15 protein-coding genes are annotated in these 13,779 nt (G+C 53.4%); 12 read left to right on the top strand and 3 right to left on the bottom strand.

From position 1 onward, the window contains the following. Positions 1 to 5: 5 nt before the first annotated feature. Positions 6 to 107 carry a stressosome-associated protein Prli42 gene (gene prli42 / locus NSQ73_RS09565; protein ID WP_099052488.1) on the bottom strand — a complete coding sequence of 34 codons (102 nt, stop codon included), beginning with the start codon at positions 105 to 107 and terminating at the stop codon, positions 6 to 8. 97 nt (positions 108 to 204) lie between these two features. On the opposite strand from prli42, the gene NSQ73_RS09570 reads away from it, so the two are divergent. Next, entirely contained in the window at positions 205 to 1,332 is a 1,128-nt protein-coding gene (locus NSQ73_RS09570; RefSeq protein WP_340986257.1) for a M20/M25/M40 family metallo-hydrolase, read from the top strand. A 154-nt stretch (positions 1,333 to 1,486) separates the two neighbouring features. Here the strand turns inward: NSQ73_RS09570 and NSQ73_RS09575 are convergent, their stop codons facing one another. Further along, entirely contained in the window at positions 1,487 to 1,660 is a 174-nt protein-coding gene (locus NSQ73_RS09575; protein ID WP_340986259.1) for a hypothetical protein, read from the bottom strand. Positions 1,661 to 1,737: 77 nt separating this feature from the next. Here NSQ73_RS09575 and NSQ73_RS09580 point away from each other — a divergent pair, with 77 nt between their 5' ends. From NSQ73_RS09580 to NSQ73_RS09625, 10 genes are all read left to right on the top strand, one after another. Further along, positions 1,738 to 2,310 (top strand): NUDIX hydrolase, encoded by a 573-nt coding sequence (locus NSQ73_RS09580; RefSeq protein ID WP_340986260.1) that lies wholly within the window; start codon positions 1,738 to 1,740, stop codon positions 2,308 to 2,310. After that, on the top strand, positions 2,301 to 3,497 hold the full coding sequence (locus NSQ73_RS09585) for an endonuclease Q family protein (RefSeq protein ID WP_340986261.1): 1,197 nt from the start codon (positions 2,301 to 2,303) through the stop codon (positions 3,495 to 3,497). Before NSQ73_RS09580 ends, NSQ73_RS09585 begins: the two co-directional genes overlap by 10 nt. A gap of 71 nt (positions 3,498 to 3,568) precedes the next feature. Beyond that, complete coding sequence (gene spoIIM, locus NSQ73_RS09590; RefSeq protein WP_042138701.1) at positions 3,569 to 4,204, top strand: stage II sporulation protein M; 636 nt, start codon at positions 3,569 to 3,571, stop codon at positions 4,202 to 4,204. Between the two features lie 195 nt (positions 4,205 to 4,399). After that, positions 4,400 to 4,867: a ferric iron uptake transcriptional regulator gene (gene fur / locus NSQ73_RS09595; RefSeq protein ID WP_039300350.1), complete on the top strand. Its 468-nt coding sequence runs from the start codon at positions 4,400 to 4,402 to the stop codon at positions 4,865 to 4,867. A 193-nt stretch (positions 4,868 to 5,060) separates the two neighbouring features. Then, positions 5,061 to 5,294 carry a DUF4227 family protein gene (locus tag NSQ73_RS09600; protein WP_039300347.1) on the top strand — a complete coding sequence of 78 codons (234 nt, stop codon included), beginning with the start codon at positions 5,061 to 5,063 and terminating at the stop codon, positions 5,292 to 5,294. A gap of 145 nt (positions 5,295 to 5,439) precedes the next feature. After that, positions 5,440 to 6,333, top strand: coding sequence for a site-specific tyrosine recombinase XerD (gene xerD / locus NSQ73_RS09605; protein ID WP_340986262.1), 894 nt, complete (start codon positions 5,440 to 5,442; stop codon positions 6,331 to 6,333). 199 nt (positions 6,334 to 6,532) lie between these two features. Beyond that, on the top strand, positions 6,533 to 7,711 hold the full coding sequence (gene deoB, locus NSQ73_RS09610; RefSeq protein ID WP_340986263.1) for a phosphopentomutase: 1,179 nt from the start codon (positions 6,533 to 6,535) through the stop codon (positions 7,709 to 7,711). A 243-nt stretch (positions 7,712 to 7,954) separates the two neighbouring features. Next, complete coding sequence (locus NSQ73_RS09615) at positions 7,955 to 8,779, top strand: purine-nucleoside phosphorylase (RefSeq protein ID WP_076245560.1); 825 nt, start codon at positions 7,955 to 7,957, stop codon at positions 8,777 to 8,779. Between the two features lie 51 nt (positions 8,780 to 8,830). Then, a complete protein-coding gene (locus NSQ73_RS09620) occupies positions 8,831 to 9,694 on the top strand; it encodes a purine-nucleoside phosphorylase (protein ID WP_340986264.1) in 864 nt (287 codons plus the stop codon). Then, positions 9,694 to 11,025, top strand: coding sequence for a pyrimidine-nucleoside phosphorylase (locus NSQ73_RS09625; protein WP_171716743.1), 1,332 nt, complete (start codon positions 9,694 to 9,696; stop codon positions 11,023 to 11,025). The genes NSQ73_RS09620 and NSQ73_RS09625 overlap by 1 nt, the downstream gene beginning before the upstream one ends. A 395-nt stretch (positions 11,026 to 11,420) precedes the next feature. Here NSQ73_RS09625 and NSQ73_RS09630 read toward each other — a convergent pair whose 3' ends face one another. Then, positions 11,421 to 12,467 (bottom strand): serine hydrolase domain-containing protein, encoded by a 1,047-nt coding sequence (locus tag NSQ73_RS09630; protein WP_340986266.1) that lies wholly within the window; start codon positions 12,465 to 12,467, stop codon positions 11,421 to 11,423. A gap of 295 nt (positions 12,468 to 12,762) precedes the next feature. Here NSQ73_RS09630 and NSQ73_RS09635 point away from each other — a divergent pair, with 295 nt between their 5' ends. Further along, a complete protein-coding gene (locus tag NSQ73_RS09635; protein ID WP_042138693.1) occupies positions 12,763 to 13,713 on the top strand; it encodes a DUF1177 domain-containing protein in 951 nt (316 codons plus the stop codon). The last annotated feature ends 66 nt before the right edge of the window (positions 13,714 to 13,779 follow it).

Consider the following 13,779-nt stretch of genomic DNA (forward strand, 5'->3'; position numbering starts at 1 on the left):
CGTGACTAACCGGCCATAAACGGCTCGATGACAAAGAGCACCGTAGAGGCGATCATAGCGATCAGCATAATGTAGATAATGATGCGGAACCATTTTTTCTGTTGCATGTGTGACTCCTTTGAGATTAGTTTAAGTTATGAACGTAGGCGTAAATGAACGCAGTACAACCATTGTAACGTATCCGCGAAAGAGAGGGAAGTCCAAGTGATATCACAAGACCGGTTGATCAATGAATTCATGGAGCTTGTCCGTATTGATAGTGAGACCAGAAATGAACGGCGGATTGCCGATGTACTTAAGGAAAAATTCGGCACTCTGGGACTGACAGCAGTTGAAGATAATTCCCAGGAGAAAACGGGACATGGAGCGGGCAATCTGTTCGTGACCTGGCCTGCGGACAGTGGCGTAAGCGCGCCTAAGCTGCTGTTCACCTGCCATATGGATACAGTGGTTCCAGGGCAGAATATCAAGCCTTCCCTTGGGGCAGACGGCTGGATTACCAGCGACGGCAGTACGATTCTCGGAGCAGATGACAAAGCGGGACTTGCTGCATTGTTCGAAGCGATCCGGGTGATTCAGGAGCAGAAGCTTCCGCACGGGCAAATCCAGTTTGTCATTACGGCAGGCGAAGAGTCCGGGCTGATGGGCGCACGCGCAATGGACCCGGCGCATCTGGATGCCGATCTGGGCTTCGCGCTTGATTCCAATGGTGAAGTAGGAGCAATTGCCATTGCTGCGCCGACACAGGCGCGGGTAACGATGCAGATCTTCGGCAAATCCGCTCATGCCGGAGTTAATCCGGAGGATGGAATCAGTGCGATTCAAGTGGCGAGCAAAGCGATTTCGGCGATGAAGCTTGGACGGATCGATAATGAAACGACAGCGAATATCGGCAAATTTGCCGGCGGCGGCCCGACCAATGTGGTCTGCGACCATGTGCAGCTGGATGCGGAAGCCCGGAGTATTGTGCAGGAAAAGGTAGAACTGCAGATTGCCTCTATGCGTGAAGCCTTGGAGACAACCGCACGTGACAATGGCGCACAGAGTGAATTCCGCAGTGAAATCATTTATCCGGCGTTCAGCTTTAATGAGCATGATCCGGTGGTACAGCTGGCAGACCGCGCGATTACTTCACTTGGACTGACTACCCGGCTGTTCGCTTCCGGTGGCGGCAGTGATGCCAATGTGTTCAACGGCCTGAAGGTTCCTACTGTGAATCTGGCTGTCGGCTATGAGGATATCCACACAACGAAGGAACGGATCAAAGCCGAAGATATTGTCAAAGTAGCCAGCCTGGTTGTAGCTATTGTGGCCGAGAGCCAAAAAGGCTGATTTCAAAAACTGCGCTGATGCCTGCCGATCATGGGGCCGGCTGCGCTTAAATGTAACAAAAAGGAGCTGTTCCGGAATTCACCGGGAGACAGCTCCTTCTTGTTACTCGGTGAAGCTAATCTTCCTCACGGATATCCGGAAGAACGAAGCGGCATTATCCTGCCTTGGAAGCTGTGATCCGCGTTTCCGCCTGGAGCAGCAGGATGTAGGAGAGGGGCATATCACGCCCGTACTGCTTCATCCATCCGGCCATTACAGCCTTGATCTGCTCCGGTTTACCTACCATTATAACTGCGGATGAGCTTGCTCGGACAAGACAATCATTCATGCCTGCATTCCTTCTTTCCTTTTAAGTTTGCTATAATACACCCTATGCATAACCATGCCAAAGGAGACCACAAATCTATGAAAAACGATGAAATCGACCGCAACCCCGCATTGGATGAAGAAACATTGTCGACGAAGCCGATCTTTACTGGCAACATTATTTCGCTGCAGGTGGACACGGTGAAGCTGCCTGACGGCAATACAGCAACCCGTGAGGTCGTGAAGCATCCGGGGGCCGTAGCTGTGCTGGCACTGAATAACGGTAAAATGCTTGTAGTGGAGCAGTACCGTCAGCCGATGCACCGGACTGAGGTGGAGATACCGGCTGGCAAGCTGGACAAAGGCGAGGATCCGCTGGCGGCTGCGGGCCGTGAGCTTCAGGAGGAGACCGGATTTCACAGCGGCGGGCTGAAGCTGCTGAAGTCCTTCTATACCTCTCCCGGCTTCGCCGACGAGATCATTCACCTCTATGTGACCGAAGATGCCCAGCCGGGTGAGATGGCGCTGGATGAGGATGAATTCCTGGAGGTTTCCGAGCTGACGCTGGAGGAAGCGTACCAGTATATCGCGGATGGACGTATTGCGGATGCCAAGACCATGATGGCTGTCTACGCCTGGCATCTGTATACGCTGACTGGACAATGGCACTAGAGTCTACGCTGCAGAGCGTTTACTGCGACCTGCATGTGCATATCGGGCGGACTTCGGAGGGACAGGCGGTCAAAATCAGCGGCAGCCGCGAGCTCACCTTCGCCGGGATTGCCAAAGAGGCGGCAGAGCGCAAGGGGATCGGTCTGATCGGCATCATCGACAGCCACTCCCCGGGGGTGCTGCGGGATATTCATGCGGCGCTGGATTCCGGCGAGATGACGATGGCGGAAGGCGGAGGTATTGCCTACAGGGGGACTACCATCATCCTGGGAACCGAGATTGAGATCCGTGAGCCCGGGCGAAAAGAGTGCCATGTCCTGGCCTTCATGCCGGACCTTGGGACCATGGAAGAGTTCAGCAGCTGGATGAGCGCCCATATGCGGAATGTGAATCTAAGCTCCCAGCGCCTGTATGCACCCTCCCGGGTGCTGCAGGACGAGATTACCGGACGGGGAGGATTGCTGATTCCGGCACATATTTTCACTCCGCACAAAGGGCTATACGGCTGTGCAGCGGAGCGCATGGCTGACTTATTTGACCTGGAACGCATTGCGGCAGTAGAGCTTGGACTCAGTGCGGATTCGGAAATGGCCGGATATATTTCAGAGCTTGACCCGTACAGCTTCCTGACCAATTCTGACGCTCATTCCCTGGGCAAAATCGGCCGTGAGTATAATGTGATTGAGATGCAGCAGCCCTCTTTCCATGAGCTGAAGCTGGCGCTGGAACGCTCGGAGGGACGCCGGATCAGTGCCAACTTCGGGCTGAACCCCCGGCTGGGGAAATACCACCGCACATATTGCGGCGGCTGCGGCAGCATTATCGATGAGGCGTATGCAACTTCAGAGCGCTGTCCGTATTGCGGCAGTCCGAAGCTGGTGAAAGGGGTGCTGGACCGTATTCTCGATATTGCTGACCGTGAGCAGCCGCTGGTTCCGGCGTACCGTCCGCCCTACCATTACCAGGTGCCTCTGGAGTTTATTCCGGGACTTGGCAAGCGCAAGCTGAATGACCTGCTGCAGGCGTTTGGCACAGAGATGAATATACTGCACAAGGCGGGTGAAGCCGAACTTGCGGCTGTTGCCGGACAAGAGCTTGCAGAGCTGATCGTACTGGCCCGTACCGGCAGGCTTGCGCTCTCTTCAGGAGGCGGAGGGACGTACGGCAAGGTCATTAAGGGGAAGTAACCAAGGACAAGTCATAGAGCGGGACATTCCTTCATATGGTGTAACATGTGACCGGAAAGGAGAATGTCCTGATGCGCAGTTTAAGGCTGATGATGAAGGAACAGACGCCTCTTTATATTTTTGTCGCGGTATTATTCCTGGTCGGGGTCGTATTTGGAGCGCTCATTGTCAGTGCGTTAACGCTGGATCAGCAGCAGGAGCTGGGGGATTATCTGGGCAATTTCTTCATGACCGTCGATCAGCAGGGACTGCCTGCCGCGCAGGATTCATATTGGGGGATTGCCGCATTCAATCTGAAATGGGTCGGACTGATCTGGATACTCGGCTTGTCGGTTATCGGACTTCCGGGGATTCTGATTCTGGATTTCCTCAAAGGCGTGCTGATCGGCTTCACCGTCGGCTGTCTCGTCAGCCAGTATTCCTGGCATGGCATGCTGTTTGCCCTGGTTTCTGTAGCCCCGCATAATCTGGTGCTGATTCCGGTATTGCTTGTATGCAGCGCGGCAGCGATCGCCTTCTCCCTGCTGATGATCCGCAGCCGGGTGCTGGGACAACAGCGGCGTACCAAGGTGACCCGGCCTTTCGTAATGTACACCCTGCTGTCACTCGGCATGGCCCTGCTGGTTATGGGAATCTCCGGATTTGAGGCTTGGGTGACCCCGGTGATGATGAGATGGGTGACGCCGATGCTGGTGTCAGCCGGATGAGCGTGGAATCTTCAGGAAGCAGCAGCTGTCCTGAGAACATGCGGTGGAATGAATTTCCATTCCGGCACTACCTTGAACGTTGGGGTCCCGCCTCCGCGTTAGCTAAAAGCGTTTGACTTCTCAAAGTAACTCCCCCTATAATGGAAGAAGTGGCTTGAAGCCCGGTGCGGTAATTTTCCAAGGGGGAGGCAGACAATGGAAGCCCGGATAGACAAGATTAAGCAACAACTACAATCCCAAGGATACAAGCTTACACCTCAACGGGAAGCGACCTTAAGAGTTCTCCTGGAGAACGAGGATGATCATTTAAGCGCTGAAGATGTATTCATGCTGGTGAAAGAAAAGGCTCCGGAGATCGGTCTCGCCACCGTATATCGTACCCTGGAACTGCTCAGCGAGCTTCATGTCGTGGAGAAGATTAATTTCGGAGACGGTGTTGCCCGTTATGATCTGCGGACGGATACAGCGAAACATCATCATCATCATCTGATTTGTGTACAATGCGGAACCATGGATGAGATTCGTGAGGATTGGCTGGGTCCGCTGGAAGAGCGTCTTGAGAAGGATTATAATTTTACGGTGCTTGATCATAGACTTGATTTTCACGGAATTTGCCACCGCTGCAAGGATAAGAATCCTACAGACGGCAATACTCCCGAATAAGCTTATATAGAGCATGAACTCTTATACAGATGAGGAATTACCGCACAAGCTCTCCCCGGCTGAATGGCCGGAGGGGGCTTTTTAAATGATTTAAATACATAACACCACCCTCCGGCGCATAAAGTGAAGGACGAGTTCTGCGAAGTGGAATATTGTAGCGGAAGCTTACATTACTTTTAGGAGGTTGCCTAAGATGATTGTCTCCATTCCCAAAACCGTACGCCGGCTGTATTTCATGACCTTGCTCGTTGCGATCAGCTGTGTGCTGTATTATGTCCTAAGCTGGGTCAGTGCCTGGATCAGCCCCGCTCAGAACTATGATATTCCGGAGGGCACAGCCATCCGGGCATTTCATGATGTGAAGCAAAGCGATGAAGGGCTGAGTGCAGGTCAGCGCCTGCGGTTCTACTATTGGTACGGGGAGTGAGCGCTCCGCCGGTTGCAGGAAAAAGCTAGAAGCCTGTCGAATGAATCTAGAGCATGTAAGGGACGCCCCGCGTTCTGACTGCTGCCGGACCCCAACCGCTGCAGAGCGGCATGAAGCAGCCTGAGTATGACAGGAGCGTGAATAGATGAAGTCACACTTGCAGCCGTTTATGCAGTATTTGTCCGGGGACAAAGGATTGTCTCCTAGTACGCTGGAATCCTATGGACGGGATATTTCGCAGTTTCTGGAGTTTACCGAAGAGCGCGGCACGGCTGCGATGGAAGAAATCAGAAGATCACATATTATGCTCTACCTCGGCGCTCTGCGCGGAGCGGGCAAGGCAACGGCAACAGTCAACCGGAATACGGTATCGCTGCGCGCCTATTTTCATTTTTTGCTGAAAGAACGGCTGATCGGGCAAGACCCGACACTGGATATGGAAACGATTAAACCGAGCAAGAAACCGCCGATGATTCTTAGTATTGAAGAAATTGAACGCCTGCTGGCCGTCCCTGATGAATCTTCTGCCCAGGGGATGCGCGATAAGGCGATGCTTGAGCTGCTCTATGCTACGGGTATCCGTGTTACGGAGCTAATCTCGCTGAATGTGGAGGACGTGAACACCGGGCTGAAGTTCGCACGCTGCAGCGGGGCCTCCGGCAAGGAAAGAGTGGTGCCGATTGGTACGATTGCTGCGGACTGTGTGGCCCGTTATGTCTCCGGGATGCGGGACAAGCTGCTCCGGGTGAACCTGGAGGAACCGGCGCTGTTCCTGAACAGTCTGGGCGGGAGGCTGACCCGTCAGGGCTTTTGGAAAATAATCAAGAAACATGCGCGTGAAGCCGACATCCAGCAGGACATCACACCGCATACCCTGCGGCATTCCTTCGCCGCTCATCTGCTGGAAGGCGGGGCAGACCTGCGCTCTGTGCAGCAGATGCTGGGCCATTCCGATATTTCGACCACTCAGATTTATAGCGGAATCGCCCGCAAGAATATGAAGGAAGTCTATGAGAATCACCATCCCCGGGCGAGGTAGCCTGTATTCAGAGGTATGGTGTAACCGTGGATAGAACGGGTGATGGGATGGATTGGCCCGAAAAGATGCTTTTTGTGAGTAAGAAAGTTATGATGGAATCATACTGAAAGGATAGCTCCCGGGAGAGGTTCTCCCGGAGTTTCTTCCTGTTTTGAGCAGACCTTACGATTATGCAAACTACGAAGGAGTGAAGACGGCAATGTCCTCATTTAAACGCATCGGATTTATTGTTCTGGATAGTGTAGGTATCGGTGAAGCGCCGGATGCCGCTAATTTTGGAGATACAGGCTCCCATACGCTGGGCCATATTCTGGAGCGGGTTCCGGGTCTTAAGCTTCCTAATCTGCAGCAGCTGGGACTGGCGAATATTGCTCCGCTGCCGCCGCTTGAACCGGTAGCTGCCCCGACAGGCTATTACGGCAAAATGCAGGAGGTTTCAGTAGGCAAGGATACGATGACCGGCCACTGGGAGCTGATGGGCCTGAAGATTGAGGTTCCATTTAATACTTATTTTGACGGATTCCCCGCAGAGCTGATTGAGAAGTTCGAAGCGGCAACCGGACGTAAGGTGATTGGCAACAAACCGGCTTCCGGCACGGAGATTCTCGTAGAATACGGCGAAGAGCAGATGAAGACCGGCGCATGGATTGTGTATACTTCGGCAGACAGCGTATTCCAGCTTGCCGCGCATGAAGATATCATTCCTCTGGAAGAGCTGTACAGCGCCTGCCGGATCGCCCGCGAGCTGACGATGGCTCCCGAATTCTCCGTAGGGCGTGTCATCGCCCGTCCTTATATCGGCGAACCGGGGAATTTCGTGCGTACCCCGAACCGTCATGACTACGCGGTGAAGCCGCCGGAGCCGACCGTTATGAACGCTCTGGAGGATATCGGCAAAGACGTGATTGCGGTAGGTAAAATCAATGATATCTTCACCGGCGAAGGGGTTACGGCTACGTACCCTACGAAGAGCAATGAGCATGGTATCCAAATTACCATTGATGAGCTGCGCAAGCCGTTCAACGGATTCCTGTTCACTAATCTCGTAGACTTCGACTCCCTGTACGGCCACCGCCGTGATCCGGAAGGCTACGGCCGGGCGCTGGAGGTATTCGATCAGGCGCTGCCTGAGCTGCTCTCCACCCTGGAAGAAGATGATCTGCTGATCATCTCGGCTGACCACGGCAATGACCCGATCCATGCCGGAACGGATCATACCCGTGAATATGTGCCGCTCCTGATCTACAGCCCACGATTCAAGACTCCGGGCAGCCTGGGCATCCGCCAGACCTTCTCTGACGTTGCTGCTACCATCGCAGATAATTTCGGAGCGAAGGCACCGCAGTACGGGACGAGCTTTTTGTCTGAATTAATTTAATATAAATAATAAATCAAGATGAACTGAAGGATATAACTAAAAGCGAGAAGAATCGAAGGGGAAATTTGGAACTGTAGGAGCGATAGCGACCGCCTTTGTCTACGGATTTCAACCGCTAAGCGGGTCAAAATTGAAGAAATCTGTAGACAACAGCGGCCGGAAGTCCAAATATCACCGTAGTGACGGCCCAGCTTTACGTCGATGACTAAAGTTCATCCCACCCACCTCAAGGAGGAACCAACCATGACCGCAGTTACCCAAAGCAATATTCAAGAAGCAGCAGTATATATCAAAGACAAATGTACCGTTGCCCCCGAGATCGGGTTGATCCTCGGCTCCGGCCTCGGTGTTCTGGCCGATCTCATCACAGATGAAGTAGTCATTCCTTATAATGAAATTCCCCATTTCCCTGTATCCACTGTTGAAGGACATGAAGGTGAACTGCTGATCGGCATGATCGAAGGCCGCCGCGTGGTCATGATGAAAGGCCGCTTCCACATGTACGAAGGGTACGGACCAGAAACTACGGCATTCCCGGTGCGCGTAATGAAAGAGCTGGGCGTAACCAGCCTGCTGGTAACTAACGCTGCCGGCGGGGTCAACACCGATTTCACACCGGGTGATCTGATGCTGATTACTGACCACCTGAACCTGACAGGCCGCAATCCGCTGACCGGACCGAATGATAATGCGCTGGGCGTACGTTTCCCGGATATGTCTTCGGCTTACAGCCCCCGCCTGATCGCAGCCGCCAAAGAAGCTGCAGCAGCGCTGAACTTCGAGTTCAAGGAAGGCGTATACGCCGGCCTGCTCGGACCCAACTACGAGACTCCTGCTGAGATCGTTATGCTGCGCCGCCAAGGGGCAGATGCAGTAGGGATGTCCACAGTATCTGAGACGATTGTGGCCCGTCATGCCGGTATTGAAGTGCTTGGTATTTCCTGCATCACCAACATGGCTGCCGGAATTCTGGAACAGCCGCTGAACCATGCAGAAGTGATGGAGACAGCGGAACGTGTGCGCGAGCAATTCCTGAAGCTGGTGCTGGCTTTTATTCCGAAGATGTAGTTCCTGCTTCAAGGTATTTACAAGACAATTCATATCCGGGAGGATCAACCTATGACAACACCATCAACAGTCCCATACGGCACTCAGGTAAAAGAAGCTGCTGAATATATTCAATCCAAATTCGGTTCTTACACACCGGCTATCGGACTTATTCTGGGCTCCGGCCTCGGGGATCTGGGCGATCAGATCGAAGATGCGGTATATCTGCCTTATGAAGAAATTCCGCATTTCCCGCGTTCCACGGTAGAAGGTCATGCCGGACGGTTCGTGATCGGTAAGCTGGAAGGTAAGGATGTTATGATCATGCAGGGCCGTTTCCACTACTATGAAGGTTATGAAATGCGCAAAGTGGTGCTGCCGGTATACGTAATGGCTAAGCTTGGCGTAGGCATACTCGTGATTACCAATGCAGGCGGCGGAATGAACAGAGCGTTCAAAGCCGGTGACCTCATGCTGATTACCGACCACCTGAACATGACCGGCGACAACCCGCTGATCGGACCGAATGATCCGGAGCTGGGTGTACGTTTCCCGGATATGTCCCGTGCGTATGACCCTGAATATATCGCGCTGGCGAAGAAGCTGGCCGGTGAAGTTAAGGGTGCCGACGGTGAAGCGCTAGTGCTGCAGGAAGGCGTATATGCCGGCATCAGCGGCCCTACCTATGAAACTCCGGCTGAACTCAAAATGCTGGCCTATCTCGGCGGCGATGCCGTTGGAATGTCCACTGTGCCCGAAGTGATCGTAGCCAGCCACAGCAAGCTGCGTGTGCTCGGCATTACCTGTATCACCGATATGGCGATCGGGGACGAGCTGGAGCCGCTAACCCATGAGCAGGTGGTAAAAGTAGCTAACCTGACCAAACCGAAATTTATCGGCCTTGTGCGCTCCTTTGTCCGTGAGGTACAGGTATAATGCGTGCAGTTGACCTTATCCAGAAAAAACGAGACGGCGGCGAGCTCAGCCGTGAAGAAATAGCTTTTCTGATTCAAGGCTACAGCAAAGGTGAAATTCCTGATTACCAGATTTCCGCCTGGGCGATGGCTGTCTATTTCCGGGGAATGAACGCACGGGAAACCGGCGATCTGACCCTGGAAATGGCGATGTCCGGTGACCAGGTGGATCTCAGTCCGATTGCCGGCATCAAGGTGGACAAGCATTCTACCGGCGGAGTGGGCGATAAGACTACCGTTGTCTTGGCCCCGCTTGTAGCTGCAGCTGGAGTTCCGGTGGCCAAAATGTCCGGACGCGGCCTCGGCCACACCGGCGGTACGCTCGACAAGCTGGAGTCGATCACCGGATTCTCCGTGGAGATGGACCGGGAGCGCTTTTTCACCCAGGTAGGGGAGATCGGCGCAGCTGTCATCGGCCAGTCCGGCAACATTACGCCTGCGGACAAGAAATTGTACGCACTGCGTGACGTGACTGCAACCGTTGAATCTATTCCGCTGATTGCCAGCTCCGTAATGAGCAAGAAGATCGCCGCAGGTGCGGATGCTATCGTGCTTGATGTGAAGACCGGCAGCGGCGCATTCATGAAGACGCTGGATGATTCCATTGCACTCGCACAGGCGATGGTGGATATAGGCACACATCTTGGCCGCAACACGGTCGCTGTGATCAGCGACATGGACCAGCCGCTGGGCTTCGGTATCGGCAATGCGCTGGAGATCAAAGAAGGCATTGAGACCCTGAACGGCCACGGGCCGAAGGATTTGCAGGAGGTCTGCCTCATTCTGGGCAGCCAGATGCTGGTGCTCGGCGGCAAGGCGAAGGACGAACAAGAAGCGCGCTCCATTCTGCTGTCCCACATCAATGACGGCAGTGCGCTGGACAAGTTCAAGCAGATGGTGTCTGCCCAAGGCGGCGATGCCACGCAGATTGAGTCGCCGGATACTTTGCCGACAGCGCGCAAGTTCATCGAAGTGAAAGCTGCGACCGCAGGGTATGTGGAGAGCATTCAGGCCGAAGAGATCGGCGTAGCGGCGATGCTACTCGGCGCCGGACGCGAAACGAAGGAATCCGTCATCGATTTGGCCGTTGGCATTCAGCTGGCGATTAAGGTCGGCGATGCCGTAGCCGCAGGCGATACGCTTGCTGTGCTGCATGTGAATGATGCCAGCGAGAGCAAAGTGCAGGAAGCCGAAGCCAAGGTGCTGGAAGCTTACCGCATCTCCGCGCAGCCGGTTCCGCCGCAGCCGCTGGTATTTGCACTGGTGACTAAGGATGGCGTAACTCGGTACTAAAGCGGATTCCGGTTACTCAAACAATCCAAAAGCCGTACATCAGCAATTAGCTGATTGTACGGCTTTTTTGGATTGTTCAGGACCGCCCCCGTAAGACAAGTGGAAAAAGGGCATTTAATTATCCTTGAATCGCTGATATTTGGGTTTTAGTTTCCGATTCACCGACTTGGCGGCGGAATCAGCAAATTTAGGTGACGTTTATCCATTTATTTTTTGGTATGCGGTCCACACGATGGAAATAAGTGTACGGAATTCACTTATTCCGTAACCCGTAACCCGTAACCCGTAACCCGTAACCCGTAACCCGTAACCCGTAACCCGTAACCCGTAACCCGTAACCCGTAACCCGTAGCCCGTAGCCCGTGGAAGAACGGGGCTCCTGCTTGAGCGCGCAGCTAATCCAGCAGCAGGTTCTTCTCAGCCACCTGCATCATCCGGTAAGCCCCCCTACTGCGGTTGCAGAGAGCGGTGAAGGTTACGCCGCTTGCCGGATAGACTGCTGAGCGAAAGGAGACCCCGGGATCGGAGCCCATGAGATGGTATTTTAACACTCCGCCGTTTCGGATCGTAATCCATACTCCATAGCCATAGTAAGTATCCTCATCCTCATGAATATGCGGTGTGAGCAGCAGGGCAGTTGTCTCTGGCTGCAGCAGCTTGTGCCCGAGCAGGCATGTCCACAGCTTCTGCATATCAGCTGCCGTGACAAAAGCACCTCCGTCGCCGCCGCCCACTACCGGAATGGAGTAGATGTTGCTGATATTCTCTCCGGTCTCACTGTCGATATAACCGAGAGCTGTATTGGCCGGCAGGGTATCCATGGCGAAGTAACCGGAATCCTTCATCCCGCAAGGCTGGAAAATATGCTGCTCCACATAATCCGTGAAATTCATTCCGCTGACCGCTTCGACAATCAGGCCAAGCATGATATAACCCGCATTATTATAGTGGAAACGAGCGCCGGGAGTGAATTTCATCGGCAGGGCTGCAAATAGTGGCAAGAAATCACCCGGTCGCCTGAGCGTATACATCGGTATGTCCTTCCACAGTGCTGCGAAGTCGTCCATAACCTCCTCATCGAAATAATCCGGAATGCCCGAGCTATGCGTCAGCAGCTGATGAACCGTGATCTCGGGGCTGAACAAGGGGAACTTCTGCTCATGTAAGACCTCCAGCACCTTGCCGTCAAAAGAAAGCTTCCCCTGCTCGGCCAGCTGGCAGATGGCTACTGCTGTGAACAGTTTGCTGCCGGAAGCAATCCCGAAGCGGGTGTTAAGCTGATTGATCCGTTCCTCCGCTACGTTGGCTTGTCCGCAAGCAGCCGCTGCGAGGGTCTGATCGTGTTGCGTAACCAGTACCGTCCCCGAAAATCCGGACAGCAGAACCTCCTGATCGATGATATGTTGGAGCTCTTTTTGATGCTCAGTCTGTTCCTGCTTCATGTAGTAACCCTCTTCCATAACTTGATGATGTGTAACCTTCTTGTAATTCGCCAATATGGAATAATTAACCTTTATTTATATTTCTGTATGATATGGAGCGGGGAATTTAGGGGTTTAATGGATGCCGGATGCTGCTGAAAGGCCGAAGAGTGTACCTTGCGCGTAAGGTTTATGTGCAAAGGACAAGAAAAACAACTTAGTTTTGGCAGGGCGGTACATTGTGGACGTTTCGAATTTTAAGATAGTATGAATTCAAACATCACAATCATGAGCATGCATCCGGGGAGGAATTATAATGGCACTTCATCAGACGATTACAGTTTTGAACGCACTGGACAGCGCTTATGTTAATGGTGAGCAGGTCAGGCAGTTATTCGCAGCATATCCTGCGGTTAAGGTTGAGGTTCAGAAAGTGGAAGGTGAAAAGGGCAGTACGGAATTCGTCAAAATCACCATTCCGGGCAGTCAAGGCAAGCTTGGAGGCGGAAGCGCGCCAACCTTCGGAATTGTCGGCAGACTTGGCGGCATAGGGGCGCGCCCCAGCCGGATCGGCATTGTCTCTGATGCAGACGGAGCGGTGGCGGCAATCGCTGCGGCACTGAAGCTGGCAAACATGCAAACCAAAGGGGATGTGCTGCAGGGTGACGTCCTGGTTACGACTCATATTTGCCCGGATGCTCCGACACTGCCGCATGAACCCGTTGATTTCATGGATTCCCCGGTGGATATCCTGCAGATGAATGAGCATGAGGTATTGCCGGAGATGGAAGCGATTATTTCTATTGATACGACTAAGGGCAACCGTGTGGTGAATCACAAAGGCATTGCAATCTCACCTACGGTCAAAGAAGGGTACATTCTGCGGGTCAGTGAGGATCTGCTGCGGATCAAGGAAATGACGACAGGACAGTATCCGGTAACTTTTCCGGTAACTACGCAGGACATTACTCCTTACGGTAACGGACTATATCATATCAATTCCATCCTGCAGCCCGCAGTAGCGACTTCGGCTCCCGTTGTAGGGTTGGCGATTACTGCCCAGTCCATGGTGCCCGGCTGCGGTACAGGGGCAAGCCATGAGATTGATATCGCCCAGGCGGTGCGTTTTGCCATTGAGACAGCCAAAGAGTTCACTCAAGGCATATGCTCCTTCTACAACGAAGCTGAATTCGCACAGATTACCGAGCTGTACGGTTCGATGAAAGTGCTGCAGACGCTGGGTAAACCGGCTGTAACCTCTCACTAGGAATAGAACGGAATAATGGCAGGCGCTGAGCAAGGTTCAGCGCCTGCTCAATGTATACAGGCATGA

Source organism: Paenibacillus sp. FSL R10-2736, assembly GCF_038000245.1.
Taxonomy (GTDB): domain Bacteria; phylum Bacillota; class Bacilli; order Paenibacillales; family Paenibacillaceae; genus Paenibacillus_AQ; species Paenibacillus_AQ phytohabitans.

Coding starts and splice junctions, on each gene's coding strand:
- prli42 (WP_099052488.1), bottom strand. CDS start 107: ATGCAACAGAAAAAATGGTTCCGCATCATTATCTACATTATGCTGATC.
- NSQ73_RS09575 (WP_340986259.1), bottom strand. CDS start 1,660: ATGAATGATTGTCTTGTCCGAGCAAGCTCATCCGCAGTTATAATGGTA.
- NSQ73_RS09580 (WP_340986260.1), top strand. CDS start 1,738: ATGAAAAACGATGAAATCGACCGCAACCCCGCATTGGATGAAGAAACA.
- NSQ73_RS09585 (WP_340986261.1), top strand. CDS start 2,301: ATGGCACTAGAGTCTACGCTGCAGAGCGTTTACTGCGACCTGCATGTG.
- spoIIM (WP_042138701.1), top strand. CDS start 3,569: ATGCGCAGTTTAAGGCTGATGATGAAGGAACAGACGCCTCTTTATATT.
- fur (WP_039300350.1), top strand. CDS start 4,400: ATGGAAGCCCGGATAGACAAGATTAAGCAACAACTACAATCCCAAGGA.
- NSQ73_RS09600 (WP_039300347.1), top strand. CDS start 5,061: ATGATTGTCTCCATTCCCAAAACCGTACGCCGGCTGTATTTCATGACC.
- xerD (WP_340986262.1), top strand. CDS start 5,440: ATGAAGTCACACTTGCAGCCGTTTATGCAGTATTTGTCCGGGGACAAA.
- deoB (WP_340986263.1), top strand. CDS start 6,533: ATGTCCTCATTTAAACGCATCGGATTTATTGTTCTGGATAGTGTAGGT.
- NSQ73_RS09615 (WP_076245560.1), top strand. CDS start 7,955: ATGACCGCAGTTACCCAAAGCAATATTCAAGAAGCAGCAGTATATATC.
- NSQ73_RS09620 (WP_340986264.1), top strand. CDS start 8,831: ATGACAACACCATCAACAGTCCCATACGGCACTCAGGTAAAAGAAGCT.
- NSQ73_RS09625 (WP_171716743.1), top strand. CDS start 9,694: ATGCGTGCAGTTGACCTTATCCAGAAAAAACGAGACGGCGGCGAGCTC.
- NSQ73_RS09630 (WP_340986266.1), bottom strand. CDS start 12,467: ATGAAGCAGGAACAGACTGAGCATCAAAAAGAGCTCCAACATATCATC.
- NSQ73_RS09635 (WP_042138693.1), top strand. CDS start 12,763: ATGGCACTTCATCAGACGATTACAGTTTTGAACGCACTGGACAGCGCT.